Source organism: Capnocytophaga sp. (assembly GCF_030532915.1).
Lineage (GTDB): Bacteria > Bacteroidota > Bacteroidia > Flavobacteriales > Flavobacteriaceae > Capnocytophaga.
The window spans coordinates 56,462-73,227 of record NZ_JAUNKD010000002.1 but is presented as its reverse complement, the minus strand read 5'-3'; the positions used below and the strand labels follow the sequence as shown (position 1 = coordinate 73,227).

Annotated in this window: 2 protein-coding genes; both read left to right on the top strand. The window is 44.0% G+C overall.

The genetic code is table 11. From position 1 onward, the window contains the following. Positions 1 to 3 precede the first annotated feature (3 nt). Positions 4 to 1,401 (top strand): PorP/SprF family type IX secretion system membrane protein, encoded by a 1,398-nt coding sequence (locus tag Q4D72_RS00885; protein ID WP_303075526.1) that lies wholly within the window; start codon positions 4 to 6, stop codon positions 1,399 to 1,401. Between the two features lie 101 nt (positions 1,402 to 1,502). Next, the gene (locus Q4D72_RS00880; RefSeq protein WP_303075525.1) at positions 1,503 to 16,751 is read left to right on the top strand and encodes a T9SS type B sorting domain-containing protein; all 15,249 of its coding nucleotides are present in this window, start codon (positions 1,503 to 1,505) and stop codon (positions 16,749 to 16,751) included. Positions 16,752 to 16,766: the final 15 nt, after the last annotated feature.

The following is a 16,766-nucleotide window of genomic DNA, read 5'->3' as shown; positions in this document are numbered from 1 at the left end:
AAAATGATGACAAGAAGAAATGGCATAGTATTGATTTTTACTTTTTTTCTCCAATTTGTGGCAGCACAAAAAGGGGGAGGAGCCTATTATTTGCCTTATGAGATGCCCGGTCACACCTCCGTTAAGTTCAATTCCTTTTTGATGAACCCTGCTCTCCCAATTTTGGGACAGAAGGAATCGCACATAGCGCTTTATCACAGAAACCAATGGCTGAGTTTTAAAAATAATTTTAAAACCTTCGCAGCTACTTACGGAAAAAAATGGACTGACCAAGATATGTTCCACGGAATGGTTTACCAAAAGAAAGCAGGAGTGTTTTCAAATTACGGAATATTAGGTAATTACATTCATCAAATTGAAATTTCAGACGAAAATTATTTGCGCTTAGGGGTGAATGCTTCTTTCGGGATGACTGGAATTTCACGTGGTGATATTGTTGTGAACAATCCAGCTGACCCTACTTTTGATAACATTTCCAATACCGGAATTTTTAACATTCAGCCCGGTTTTGATATCAATTTCGGAAGAATGCATTTTGGGGTGGTTGCTGAAAATCTGGTTGATTACGCCCTTTCGGCAGGAGAAATGGCCGTGCCGTTCAATGCGAAATCATTTGTGGGGCATTTGATGTATCGCAACACAATGGCAAGTGCTTCGGGTATATTGGAAGAGGCAACACTTTCATTGATGGCTCGCGTGAGGCGAAGTTCTGAAAATTACCAATTCGGGGGGCACGCAATGCTTGATATGCCTCTTATTGGTTGGTTATATGCAGGTTACGACCGAAAGTATGGTGCTTTTGGCGGTTTGGGCTTTAATGTAAATTCGCATTTTAGTGCAAGTTTCGGTTATGAGCAAGGCATAGGAACGTATGCAAGCAATTTGGGCGGAACTTATGAAATTACGCTAGCTTACCAATTTGGGGGCGATCGACATTTGAAAGCCAAGCAACTAAAAGAACGAAAAGCTGCCAAAGAAGCTGAAATTGAGCGGGCAAAACAGGCACAAAATGCTAAAAAAGAGCCGAAACCTGAGTCTGAAAAAGTGGCTGAAACCAATGTTAAGCCCGAAACGGAGCAAAAACAAAACACCGGAAAACCATTACAGGAACGACTCAGTGTTCAGGAACATAAAATTGCAGGGGGTAAAATTTCTGACGGATATTATGTGGTGCTGGGTGTGTTTAGAAATCCGAAAGGAGCTTACCAACGCCTACAAGAGGTGCGCTCTTTGGGGCTTGTGGCAAATGCCTTTTTGCATCCGCAAAATGGTATGACTTATGTGTATTTCAATCAGCCGTATGACTCGAAAGAAGATGCCGGACTCATAATGACCCAAATGCTTAAACGACGCGAATTTGCCGAAGTGAGCATTTGGATATTACGGGTTGTTAAACAATAAATCAAGAATTCGTTTTTCGAAACAACATATAAAATAATTACTAATCCTTATACTTTTACGCAATGAAAGTAAGCACAAAAAATAAAAGTAAATCAACGTTTATGAAAAGAGCGGTTTTTATCTTGTACGCCACGCTTTTGGTATTGGCTACGGGAGAGTTATTTGCACAAAGGTCACCTAACTACGTTCCTTTTGGTGTTCGTCATCAAGAGACCGTGAAAGGGGATATGTTGCTGGTGGGGAACTCCATTTTAAACGTGAATGACCGGAACCACGGGCATACCAATCCAAACCTGCCTTACACGGGCAGACACGGGCATAATGCAGCTGTTAATTTGGATTATATAGACATTGACAAAGATGGAACTACCTTTAATTCAAGTTCAGCAAGGATTCAAAGTCCGAATCCTCGCTCTTCTTGTTTGAGAGTTAAGAAAGCCTATCTGTACTGGTCAGCGGCTTACACACAAGAACGTATTAAAAATCAACAAAATCCAAGATTTGAACGTAGTAAATTTGGGCAAGTCAAATTCAAAACGCCTAATGCAACGACCTATCAAAATTTGACAGGAATACAGGTCTATGATGGATACGATATTCTGACACTTAGCGCAGGTTGGCCTCAAGAGAGTGGTCAACGAGCTTATGTTTATTTGGCAGATGTAACTTCCTTATTAGAAGCCGAAGCAGCAAGGCGTAACGGTGCTTTTGACGGAGAGTATACAGTGGCCAATATAATGGCACCCAAAGGAAGGGAAGATTCGGGAGTAGGCTATGCTGCCGGTTGGAACTTGATTGTTGTATATGAAGACCAGACCAGAGAAAGCCGCCATATTACCATATTTGATGGTTTTTCGGTAATCAATAGAAATAATACAAATGTGAATATTGATGTTACCGGTTTCCAAACCGTACCTACCGGTCCTGTAAACGCAACCTTTGCCTTTGCGGCGTTGGAAGGAGAATTAGGAATATCCGGTGACGGATTGCGAATGACCAATCCAAGGACAAGATTTTCAACACAGATGAGTGATAGAGAGCGCCCTCAAAATAATTTCTTCAATAGTAAAATAACCGGTTTAACAGGAGCAAATACCAATCGAAATCCTAGTAGTACCAACTTATTGGGTTTTGATGCCGGTATTTTAAATGTTCCTAATAATGCCAAACGATTGATACCCAACGGGGCTTCTTCAATACGAATCTCGCCTTCAACAGTTACCGATTCATATTATCCCTTTATGTTTGCCTTTAACGTTGAGGTAATTGCACCTGTAATCAATTTGGAGAAAAAAGTTTTTCGGGTTGATTCGGGTACGGATGTTACGGGAGGTAGCGTAAATTTGGGTAATAGACTTCGTTACGAAATTAAATTCAGAAACTCGGGTAATGATGATGCCCGTGATTTGGTGCTTACTGACAAACTACCTAAAAATCTGTTGTTTGAAAATATTAATTCCATCAAATTATCATGGAAGTCAAATCCGGTCAGAAATACGGATTATGAATATAATGAAACGACCAACGAGCTGAAATTCAAAATCCCGAATAATATCGTTAAAAAAGGACAAACCGATTGGCAAACCGTTTCTTTTGAAATGAAAGTGCCTGATCATTGTGATGATTTGCGAGATGCTTGTTCAAACGTGATTGCCAACATTGTTCACGCTAAATATTTTGGTGTACAAAACACATCACGTGACGGATTTACAGCCGAAAGTGTAACCTCACACAAAGATTGTGAAGGGAATTTAACAGGACCTTCAACTTTCATCGCCGATTTAGGAACTTGTGTGAGTAAAGCCAAAGAAACGCTTTGCGAAAAAACACTAACCTTAACCGCCGGAGCCAATTTTGATACGTATGCGTGGACGCGTAACGGGCAACCCGTTCCGGGAGGTAACGCACAAACCCTTACCGTTACTGAATCGGGTGTGTATCGTGTGCTTAAGAAAAAAGCAGGATGTGCCGATATGGTTGAAGAAATTGATGTGAAACTTCACGATGAGGCACTGAAAAGTAATCCGATAGAACCCTACGCCTCAGAGGTGGTTATTTGTCCGAATGACGGGACTAAATACCCGCAGATTTACCTTTGTGGTACTGCCGATTCCCGACAAATCCACTTAAACGTTACGCAAGCATTGAGTTACAAGTGGGAACGCCGTAACGAATCGTGTAACGTGCCGCCTGCGCACTCTATAAACTGTCCGGTTAGGGACAATTACGGTTGTACGTGGTCACAGGTTCATAACGGAAACAGTTATACGGCTTCACAACCGGGTGATTATCGTGTTGAAATTACCTACCAAGGCGGTTGTGTGGCGCTTTTCTATTTTAAAGTTTCAAAAACACAACTTACGCCGGCTCTTAATGTGCGTGATATTATCTGTAACACACAGGGTAGCATTACGGTAACGCATCCTGCTGCGGGCTATCAGTATGCTTTGCAAAGCAGTGCCGGAACCATAGTGCGTCCGTATCAGGATAGTAATGTGTTTGCCAACATTACCAATACCGATTCATATACGGTTTTGATGCGCCAAAAATTGGCAGCAGGGGCAACCTATACGGCTTGTGTGTTCCAAGCACCGGCGTCTATCATCAAGAAAAATCCGAGAATTACGGTAACGACAACACCTCTTGCCTGTGCCAATACCAAAGGAACCATTCGCGTACAGGTAATTGATGCCTATCCGCAGTATACCTATACCATCCGAAGAGATAACGCTACGGGAGCTGTGGTGGCGAGCCAGCCGGCTTCTAACGATTCAGATGTTACCTTTACCGGAATTGATAACGGAACCTACTACATTGAGGTTCAAACCCCTGACGGATGTCGAATGACTGACACCAAGGTGGTTGATAAAATCCCTGATTTGCAGGCTCGTGTAACGGTCAAAAGTCATTTAATGTGTAATGGCGAAGGAATCGTTCGGGTAGATGCCTTTGGAGGAACGCCCGGAACCAGTTACAGTTACAGCATTGACGGAGGGGCTACTTATCAGCAAAACTATACGGGGCATTTTTATGAATTTACTGTTTCAAATCCAGGTCGTTACACCATAAAAGTGGTAGATGCCAACAACTGTGAGGTAACGGTAGTTTCTGACCCTGTCAGAGCAGCAACACCGCCTACCTTTGATGTGGTGGAAAAATTAACTGACTGTGGTACAAAAGGAACGATTGAGTTTATAAATGTAACAAACCCTGATGGTTACCAAATCAAATATAGTATTGACGGAGGAACAACCTCGCAATTGGGACCAAAATTCATAGGCTTGACTCCTGAAACTACTTATACCCCTACCTTGATTTACAGCAACGGTTCGGTGGATTGTACCATTTCAAAAACTATAACTTTACCGCCTTCGGCTGCCGGAAGGGTTATTGCCTCTGCCGGGGTTTCGGAGTTAATAGGTTGTGGTACAGGTACTAATGCCGATAAGGCACGGGTGCGTATCACCAATGTGCGTGGTGGTACAGAACCGTATCAGTACAGTTTTGACGGCGGAACAACTTGGGGAAGCGTTCGTGAAATGTGGTTATTGCCCGGTACGTACACTGTCATAGTTCGTGATGCGGTTGATTGTGAATTTCGAACTCAGGTGGTGGTTGATCCGCGTCCTGTAAATCCGGTATTTACAAGTACGGTAACCTACAATTGTGACGGAACCGGAAACATAAGTATCGGTAGCAATCAAAGCACTTATACTTATACATACGAAATAGGAGGTGTAGAAACAACCACTTCTACGTTTTCAAATTTGCCTCCGGGACAACACACCATTAAAATCAAGTATGCTGACCCGACAACGCCAATTCGTCACGAATTGTTTATTGAAGATTTTGGTGCAGGAACAACCAATGTAAGAACGCCCTACATCAATTCAAAATATTATTTTGAGCCTTTGACTCGAAATGCAACTTTATATCCTGATGATCTTAAATTGCATACAGATGGAAGAACGTATCGTATTATAAATGGTTTGGGGCAACTTCAGCCTAATAGTGTTACACTTCCTCCACCGGTGGGTAATGTGTCATTTGATCCTGCTAGTACTCGTCTGAATGATGGTGAATATGTTGTTTCTCGAGGGTTGGGTTCTCAAAATAATCCGGCTTGGACACAGCCTACTGATCATACAGGGCTTACCAACGGACGAATGTTATTTGTGAATGTTGGTAATATTTTGGGAACGGAAGGAGCTATTTTGTATCAACGGAAAATGATAGATGTGGAACCCAATCAACCCATTCAATTTTCGATAGCTGCAATGAATTTGATTAACACTAGGGGTTCAAATCCTAGGGCGGCAGACCCTGATTTAACTATTGAGTTATATACCAGTGAGGCTGCCATTGCAGCGAACACACCACTTATTTCACAGCCTATAGGGACACTTGTTGCGGGTAGTACACCGCCTAGATACGTGATTCCGAAAAGTACCAATGTAAGTGATTGGTATACATATCAATATCCGTTAAATCCGGGTAACAACACCGAATTATATGCTGTGATTCGTTCCGGAAGCTTGGTAACTAATGGTAATGATGTGGCTATTGACGATATTTATTTATATCAATTGCCAAAAATCTGTTCGTTTGACGAGACTTTAACCGTAACCATCGAAAACGATAAAGCGTTTGACGTGCTTCCAAACACCCAACGGGTTACCGATATTCTTTGTAACGATGCCAACAACGGAACATACCAAATAGCTTTGAAAAACACAGATCCTGCCGGTTATTGGGTGTCCAAAGACGGAGGACCTTTTGTGCGGGAAACTGCTAATCCGTTTGTATGGAACAACATAGCGGGCGGTACACACAATGTTGTGTTCCGATTTGGTCAAACCACAACACATTGTGAGAAAACTCGTACCTTTACGGTAAATAATCCTTCGCAGATAACAATTCAACCGATAAACGACGTGGTATTGGGCTGTAATCCGGCATCTGTGGGGCTTACCTTTATGGCTTCGGGAGGCGTAGGAGCTTTACGATTTGAACTAAAACAACCTGACGGAACGGTACTTGCACAAAACACGCCTAACTTTACCATTACGCAGGCAGGTACGCACGAACTAACTGCTACTGATGCAAACAACTGTTCTTCAAAAGTACAGTTTAACGTTACACAAGCACCAATACCGACAATAAGCGTAGCAAATACGTCAAGTTATTGTGTAACGCCGGGAACGCCTGCCAAACTTGATGTAACGGTTGCCAACGGTACGGCTCCGTTTACGTTCTCAATCAACGGAAATGTTCAGGCACCGACTAACAACGCTTCATTCTCGTTCGGAAATTTACAACCCGGAACATACACCATTAAAGTGGTTGATAAATACGGTTGTGAAGGAACTTTAACAGAAACCATTCAGCCTGAGCTCAGAGTGCAAAGTGCTACGGTAGAGAAAGATATCACTTGTGATACGCCTCCTACCAATGAGGGAAGCATTAAAGTCTTAGTTGCCGGAGGTTATACACCTTATAAGTATACCCTCAAAATGGGTACAACTGTGGTGATGCCTGAAACGGCTTTGGTAGGTAATGAAATAACTTACAAATCAGCTAATGCAGGTGTTTATACCATTGAAATCACTGATGCAAAAGGCTGTAAAACAAGTGTAGACAGAGAGCTGACTGCTCCGCAAAATCCGGATTTTACAACTACCAAAGTTGATGTGAAATGTTTTGGTGAAAGCACAGGTTCCATTACCGTGAATGTTACGGGCGGAACGCCTCCGTACAGATATTTTGTAAACGGTACGGACAGAGGTTCACAAAACCAGTACAACAATTTGCCGGCTGGCAATTACACCATCATCGTTCGTGATGCCAAAAATTGTGAGGTAACAAAACAAGTGCTTATTGAACAACCTGCCGCTGCTTTGGCTATTACGACAACCTTCAAAAAATTGATAAGTTGTGACCCGGCAAGTGATATGGCAGAGGTGGAATATACCGTTACAGGCGGAACACCTGCCTACAACGACAACCAAGGCGGAACAAATTACCAAAGTAATGTTCCGCGCACCATAAAATTAGGTGTGGGTACACATAATATCACGGTAACTGATGCCAACGGCTGTCAGGTACAGGAAACCATCGTGGTTCCGGCTCGTCCTACACCGCCAACGGTAAATGCCAATCCGGCAATTACATATAATTGTGACGGAACCGGAAACTTTACCATAACGGCAACACCAAATACATACGATTATACCTATACGCTTGGTACGGAAACGAACAATACGGGTGCGTTTGCTAACGTTGCCGTCGGAACGCATCAAGTGGTAATTCAGTACAAAGAGAAAAATCCGGTGCAGGGTGCCGAAGATTGTGGTTACACGATGACCGTTACAATCACGGTGGCTCCGGGTCAGGAATTTAAAGCCAATTTGGCAAGCGTTACGGGCGTAAGCTGTAACGGGCAAAGTGATGCACAGGCAATCATCAATGTTGAAAACTTCGGTGCGGGCTATTCCTATAAGGTTGATACGGGTGCTTCACAAAACGCAAATACCCCGACAATCACTATTCCGAATTTATCGGCAGGATTGCACACCGTTACCTTAACCTATGCAACCTGTACGCTTGAAGTGCCTATCACGGTAACACAACCCGATGCCCTTACGGCAACCGGAACGATTACCGTGCCGGCAAAATGTAGTAACAACAGATTGGCAACGGTTACGCTGCAAGCACAGGGCGGAACGCCTCCTTATAGTTACAAATTCGGAACATTCCCGCCACAACAAACCAATGTGTTTACGCAAGTTCCAGTGGGTGCACAAACCTTTACCATAACCGATAAAAACAACTGTTCGGTTTCGGTAACTGTTGATGTTGCAGCTCCAAAACAAGTTGTCTTTACGGCAGTTCCAACAGCTTGTTATTCCGGAAATAACGATGCCGAAATTGTGGTAACCGTAACCGACGGAAACGGCGATTATCGTTTCAGTATCAACAACGGAGCTTGGCAAACGCCTTCGGCAACCAGCTCAATGACATATACCTTTACGGGCTTGTCTGCATCAACCGGAGCGGGTTATACCATTCGTGTGGAAGATGCTTTCGGATGTGCAGATGTGAAACAAGTAGTCATCCATCCGAAATTAGTGGTAACCACTAAGGAAACGTCTGTTAGCTGTAATGCCGGTAAAATTGAAGTTACGGCTACGGGAGGCGATGGTGCGTATGAATTTGACATTGTACCTGCGGGAACAGCACCTACATATACAGCCGGAGCAAGTCCGTACAGTGAAAATGTAACGGCAGCCGGAGCTTATGACGTATATGTGAAATCGGCAGCCTGTGTGTACTCCACAACGGTAACTGTAGCGCAAGCACCTGCTATTGCGTTTACCGTTACACCGAAAGACCCAAGTTGCCACGGTTACACCGGAAACATCGCCATCACGAATATTGTGGGTGATGGTCCGTACACCTTGAATTTATACGAGCAGGGTGTAACGGCACCGATTACTTCCGTGCCAAACTATATCAACAAAACGTATGATTTTTCAAATCTTGCACCCGGTAAAACCTATGACGTAGCCATCGCCGACCGATATGGTTGTGTGCATACTGAAACGGTAATGATTACCGACAAACCACAACTGACCGCTACCATTACATTGGGTACAACAGGTTGTGTGGTATTTGGGCAAACCGTTACTTTAACATTAACAGTATCACAAAACTTGATAGATGCCTATACCGCTTTGGGTTACAAAGTGCAGTACAGCGTTGATGGAGGAGCAAGTTGGGCGGATGTTACAACAGCACAAACTATTATCAACGGCAAAAAAGTGGGTGATACGTTCACGCCTTCGCTTCGAGTGGTTGATACGGCTTCGGGAGTGATTTGTTTAACAACACTTCCGCGCTACACCGTGCCATTCCCGCTTAGTGAATTGGCAGTGGCAACCGACTTAATAACAGGTTTCACAGGAACGTGTACACCGGGCGGATTTACCGTTGAGGTAACGGCCACGGGCGGTATTCCACCTTATACCTTTACGATGGAAGACCCACATAATCCGGCAACGGTTTGGCATTCATCAAACGTACCGGGAAGTACCAATAAATATCGATTTACGGGTCTTACTCCGGGAAGAACTTATATCTTCTATGTGAAAGATAGCAAGGGTTGTATCCAACAAAATGAAAAAGATATTTATGAGGGGTATGTTCCGCCAATGAAAGTGGACGCAGAGGTTACACCTATCTGTTTCGGTGCTACTCACGGTACTATTACTTTTGTAGTGAAAAGATCGGCAAACTCTACATCGGTAGCAACTCATTTTGATTGGAAAGTAATTGATAAAGCAACGGGTAATGTGGTTCCGGGAACAGGCTTTACCGGAAATAGCCCGATGCCTCCAAAACCGGGTGATATTCGTATTGCCGTTCCGAATTTGCCGGTGGGTACTTACTATATGGAAATTGAAGAGCAAGGAACAGCTTGTAAATGGGCAAGCCTTGACACGCAAATGTATGTACAAACCGAATTGCAAGGTACGCCAATCGTAAAGCGAGGTATTACCTGTACAATTCCGGGCGTGATTGAAATTCAAAATCCGCACGGAGGTGGCGGCACCTATACTTTTGAATTAACAAGTGCTGCTTTTGTAGCTCCGATTACAACAAACAATACAACTATTGAAATCAATTCAAATAATCTTAATACAACCGCATCACCAATTTCTGTTCAGATAAAGATGACAGACCAACACGGTTGTGATAAAGTTTTAGGAAGCGTAAATATAGATTCAGAAAGAACGGCTCCTGCGGTTAAGGCAGTGCCGAACAGCTGTGAAGAACCGCTTTCTATCAAGGCTGAACATACGCCTGTGGCAGGCAGAACGTACGAATTTGCCATCCGGCAAGTAGGTGGAACGTGGGGAGCTTGGCAAACAAGCGATACGTTTACCAACCTTGCAGGTGGGGTTCAGTATGAGGTAAAATTAAAAGATGTACAAACAGGCTGTGAGTCAGTAAGTACACCAACTATGTTGCTTACCAAAATAAAAGGTGAAGTAAAACAGACCAAATTGTTAGGTTGTGTTACGGGGCAAGAAGCCGTAATTGAAATCAAAGCCGAGGGAGGTTCTGGTGTATACCAATATGAAGTTTCAGGAGCGAGCACGATTGCACGTCAAGATTTACCTGCAACGCCTTACAACTATACCGCTAATACACAAGGAACTTATGTCATCAAGTTATGGGATAAAGACCTAAGCGCTGCTGCTTGTCCGCCGCTTACCTTTACGGTAACGGTAGCACCTCCGGTGTATCCTGCCTTTACGGCAAGCACCGTTTCAGCAACTTGTAACGGAGCATCTGACGGAAAAATCCTGATAAACGAAATCGCTACGGGAGCTCCAGCGGTTACCTACACGATATCGTCAGGAGCGCCGTATAATCCAACTATCAAAGGATTTGAAGGGTTAGTGGCAGGTCCGTATATGATTACAGCGCTATCAACCAACGGTTGTCAAACTACTACAAATGTTGTGGTAGGTGAACCTGATGCAGTGAATGTTGCCGCTGATTTCGTAACCGTAAAACAGTTTGGTTGCGCTTCGGGCAACACCCCTGAAAGTGCTGTGGTAACGCTCGACCCAACCAAAGTAACAGGCGGAACACCTCCGTATAGCTTTACCATTACATATAACGGACAAACCGTAAACGGAACGCAGTTAATAACCAATGACTACACCGGTGGTACGGTAACTATCAATGTAACAGACGCCAACGGCTGTACAACGATTGCGCCGATAACCCGAACCATTGATAAATTCGACGCAATTACAAAAGTAGATATTACGGTAACGCAGGATATGTCTTGTAAAGTTAATGAGAATATTGATATTTCTGTAACTACTGTTAATACAGCGGTTGCAAGTATTAATAATCCGAAAATACGATATATCCAAAGTGCTACCGTACCAACGACAGCACCAAGTACTTGGACGATTACAACAGGAACCTTCACAGGGCTTACACCGGGTACATACACCTTCTGGGTAGGGCATATTGATACCGGCTGTATGACTTCGGTAACCCACGTGGTGAAAGAACCGAATACCTTCGTGATTGACCCACCGGTGGTAACGCCTGCAAAATGTAAAGGCGACGCTGGAAGTGCCGTGTTCAACATTCACGATGCTACTTATGCAGGTCAGTATGATTGGGTTGTGGTAGGCACGCCTGCCGTATCCGGAAACAGAATCGGTTCAGGACCGATAACCGTAAACATCGGAGCGGGAACGCATATCTTGCGTGTGACGCAGGTTTCATTCCCTGAGTGTTCAAAAGAATATCCGTTTACCATTACCGAACCCGATGCGGCTCTTACAGCAAATCATACGGTGAAACCAATTACTTGTGCTGGTAATGACGGAACAATTGAAGTGATAAACGTAGCCGGTGGCTGGGGTGATTACAAATACAGTATTACACCTGACCCGAACGCTGTGGGGCAAACAACCAATCCGTTGTTTATAAACTTACCGCCAAATACGTACAAAATAACCGTAACGGATAAAGAAGGTTGCGTATTTGAGATACAAAATATCGTATTGGCGAATCCTGCGCCGATAGTGCCTGTATTGACTATCGATACACAAAACTGTACCGAAGGAACAGGCGTTATCAAAGCTACGGCTTCGGGTGGTGAAGGTAAAAATTATACCTTCCAATTGATAAAAGACGGTGCCCCTTATGGTGCTCCTGTGCCGGGTGATGCTGCTAATTCGGCAACATTTACGAATTTATCAGCCGGAGTTTACACCGTACAGGTTACCGATACGTGGAGTTGTCAAGGAACTTCTGCGGTTTCGGCAACGCTTTATCAGCCGATAACCAATCCAAGTGTTACGATTGATAAGGAAATCACTTGTACTGCCACGCCACATACGGGTGCTGACATTACGATAACACACCAAGGAGGTAATTCAGGAAATATCAATTATGTGGTAACGCCTCCTGCGGGTGGTGCGCCAATCACGCAGAACAACAATCCTGTGTTTACCAACTTGACCGTTCCGGGCGTGTACAACGTAACAATTACTGACGTGGCAACAGGTTGTGCGCCGGTAACTGCAATCTTTGAGCTTACACCAACCGTTGCGGTAGCCTTCACGCATACGCAAACCAACGTAAGTTGTAACGGAGGTGATAACGGAGGTTTTGCCATCACGTTGGATAATACACAAACACAACTTGATTACCGAATTGAGGTAACAAGTACCGTGGTAGGCTTTACAACGCAAATACAAACGGTAACCACCGTACCTGCAACGCATCATTTCAATAATTTGAAAGCAGGTGCTTATCAGGTAAAAGTGATTTCGGCACGTGGTTGTGAGGCTATTCAAACCATAACAATTACAGAGCCTGCGGTGCTGACGGCAACGGCAGCTGTGGTAACTGAGTTTGCTTGTGATGCCTCTAACACATCGCAACAGGCTGTGGTACAGGCAACGCCGCAAGGTGGAACTTCGCCGTATCATTACAGTATTGACGGGGTTGACTTCAGTGACACCACAGGCATATTTAACATAGTTGATACCGGAGCGGTGCAAAATATCACTATTACGGTGAGAGATACCAATGGCTGTCAAACAACAGCTCAGGTTCAACTTAATCCGCTACCGAAAATTACCGATGTGAAAGCTGACCCAATCAAGACACTTACGTGTGCTAATGATGAAGAGGTACGTATTACTGTTACCGGTGGCGCTAACAACGGCTATCAAATTGATGTAACCACGGCTATGACAGGTGCTACGATTACGCCGCCAAGCCAAGTATTGGCAGCCGGAGTTAATACGTTTGATTTCAAACTGTCAAAAGCCGGTCAGTATGAGTTTAAAGTTACCGATTTAGTAACCAAATGTTCATCAACAATTGTTTACGAGGTGCGTCCGTATGAAGAAATGAAAGTAACGGCTTCGCCAAACAAAAACGTTTCGTGCTTCACGTCAGCCGATGGTGAGATAAAACTTGAAACGGTAAATTACATCGGAAGTTATACGTGGGAAGTGCTTGATGCTGCCACCTTAACACCTTTAACGCCTGCTAAAACAGGTACGGCAAATGCAACCGTATTCGGTTCACCGGTAGTAACTACCATAACAGGCTTGTCGGCAGGTGATTATGTGGTGCAAGTTAAACAGACGGCAACGCCTTTCTGTACAATAAATTCAACTTTGGTACATATTGCCAAACCTACGGCAGCCTTAACGGTATCGGCAACACTTGCCAATCCGCTAACGTGTCAGGGTAATGATGCCATTATCAATGTAGAAGCCGAAGGCGGTTGGGGTGATTATCAGTATCGATTACTGAAAAACGGAGCGCCTCACCCTGTTTACGGAGCTTATGCAACAGTGGTAACATTCGCCAATTTGGATGCCGGAAATTACAGAGTTGAAGTAAAAGATAAAGAAGGTTGTGAAGCCTTTGCAGATGTATTGTTAAGCAACCCGACACCAATTGTGGTGGGTATCACGCCAAGTACGCTTAACTTGACTTGCTTCGGTGATAAAACGGCAAGCATTACGGCGAGCGTTATGCCGGCAGGTGCGGGAAGCGGTAATTACAAATACATATTGCTTACCAAAACGGCTTCCGGAATTATTGAATCCGGAGCGCAAGACAGCCCGACATTCACCGGTTTAGGAGCTGGAGAGTATGCCGTACGAGTAGTTGACGGATGGGGTTGTGATGCCGAGTCTGCTTATATTCAGATTGTTGAACCACTACAAGTTCGTGTTGAGGCTGCTATTACACGCCGATTGAGTTGCTTGCAACAGGCTCAGATAACCTTAACGGGAACAGGCGGTTCAGGTACGGGGTATGTCTTTGCGGTTGATCCGTCATCAACGGGAACAATTGTTCAAACTGCACCGGGAGTGTACGAAGCGGGTCCAGGTACGTATGTCTTCACGGCGGTGGATAGTAATAACTGTCCGTCAGGACTTTCAAATACCATTGTTATCCTTCCGATTGAAGCATTGGGCTTGAATATTGATACAACCTTGGCGTATGTGAAATGTAATGGAGATAGCTCGGCTACCATCAAAGCAGAAGCCTACGGAGGTTTAGGAGATTATACCTATGAATTGTTAGATGCCACACGAAATCCGTTTGCGCCACCGGTAACAAATACAAACGGCGTGTTCGGAGGTTTGCCAAAAGGCACGTACAATGTGAAAGTTACAAGTGATGATTGCGAGCATATCACGCGAGTACCTATCGTAATTGATGAAGCACCGGCACTTGTATTTACAACGGCTACAAGCACTAATGAAACTTGTTTTGAGAAAAAAGACGGAACCATTGATGTGCAAGCCGCAGGCGGAACAGGTGCTATTACATACGCAATTTCACCGCGATTAGACCGAGTGGTAACGGCTGAATATATCCGAAATCAGAAGTTTGAACCGGGTACTTATGTAGTGATTGCGCAAGACGAAAACGGCTGTACCATTGAGCATCAGTTCGTGATTACGGCTGCCACCAAAATTGACGTTACCTTAGTTTCAACAACCGATGAAACCTGCTTGGGTAGCGCAGACGGAACGGCAACTATTACAATCACCGGTGGTGTTGCACCGTATCGTACTTCGTTCAATGATAATAGCAATACCGCCAATTGGGTACAAGGTAAGTTGTTCTATGATAATTTGCCGGCTGGTGAAAATCACGTGATTTTTGTCAGAGATGCCAATGATTGTGAAACGTATGTAATCATACCGCAAATTAAACCGGGTGTTGATTTGCAATTAAGTGCAGAGGCACAACCACAATGTTCTAACAATAATGTGATTGAAAATCGTGTTGTAGTTTCGGTTAATCCGTTGTATGCTTCACAAGTAACTTATGTTCTTGATGGAGGAACACCACAACGCTCTAACATCTTTACCGGAGTTACACCTGGGTTACATACAATAACCGTTACACATTCAGGTGGTTGCGTAAAGGAAACTACTGTGAATATGCCTAATTACAGTCCGCTTGCAGTGGTAACAGCCACAACCGAGATTACCTGTCACGGAGCCAATGACGGTATCATCAGTTTCCAAGTAACGGGCGGAACGTCAAGTTACACTTATACTATTACGCCTATGGCAGGAAACTTTGATGCAGCAACAGGACGATTTATAAACCTACCGCCAAACAACTATACGGTAACGGTTAGAGATAATGTATTGGGTTGTGTTGTTTCCGAGCAGTTTAGATTCATCGACCCTGCCTTGCTTTCTGTGGATGCAAGCACCGTGAGTGAAACTTGTTACGGAGACAACGACGGACAAATTTCCTTTGAGATAAAAGGAGGACGACCAACGTACAGTTATGTATTGACCAATGCACAAGGTCAGCAAATAGATGCTGCCAACGCAGTGGCTGCCGGTCAGGTAATTAACCGTACCGGATTGGTACCGGGAAGTTACACCCTAACGTACGGTGATGCAGGTGGCGTTTGTACGCAAACACACACCTTGGTGGTGGGTGCTGCACCAAACTTGAAACCTGTTAATGATTTGGAAGTAAGGTATGAGTGTGCTACGAGCATTCCGTCAAATTATCTTGAAGTGGTCTTTGACAGTATGTTGTTCAACCAAGCCAATGTGTTCTACGCGTTGAATAGTACAAACATTGCGGATGCCCGCAGATTTACCGAGTTTAACGGCAATGTCGGAATTATCAGAAACTTGCCGGTGGGAAGTGATCAGTACATAACCATTTTCTATAATTCGTGCAGTTACACCATTCCGGTAAGTCAGTACTTTGATGTAGAAGATTATCAACCATTGACCTTGCAGAATATCTCTGATCCGCGACAAATGAATCAGATTAAGGTACAAGCAAGTGGCGGAAAACCGGCATACAGGTATTACTTCAACGGGAAATTGAGCGATGACGGAGATACGTACTACGTTTCAGCAAATGATCCGGGTCGTACCGATGCCAACGGACGTGTAATCAAACAAGTTGAAGTAATGGTAATTGACGCACTGGGTTGTACACGAACATTGACTATCGAGAAAGAGTTTATCGATATCCGAATTCCGAATTATTTCACGCCAAACGGCGACGGAAATAACGACGGTTGGGCGCCGGAAAATACACGAAGCTACCCACATATCGAAATATTTATTTACGACCGATATGGAAGGCATTTGGCAAAATTACGCCAAGGTGAAAAATGGGACGGTAAGTACAACCAACGTGATTTACCAACCGGTGACTATTGGTATCTTGTTAAACTCAACGGAGAAGGTGATGATGGTCGTGAGTTTATAGGAAACTTTACGTTGTTCAGATAATCAAAGTGTTATAAA

Excerpts from the sequence above, each read along its gene's own strand:
- Q4D72_RS00880 (WP_303075525.1), top strand. The coding sequence starts at position 1,503 with ATGAAAAGAGCGGTTTTTATCTTGTACGCCACGCTTTTGGTATTGGCT.
- Q4D72_RS00885 (WP_303075526.1), top strand. The coding sequence starts at position 4 with ATGATGACAAGAAGAAATGGCATAGTATTGATTTTTACTTTTTTTCTC.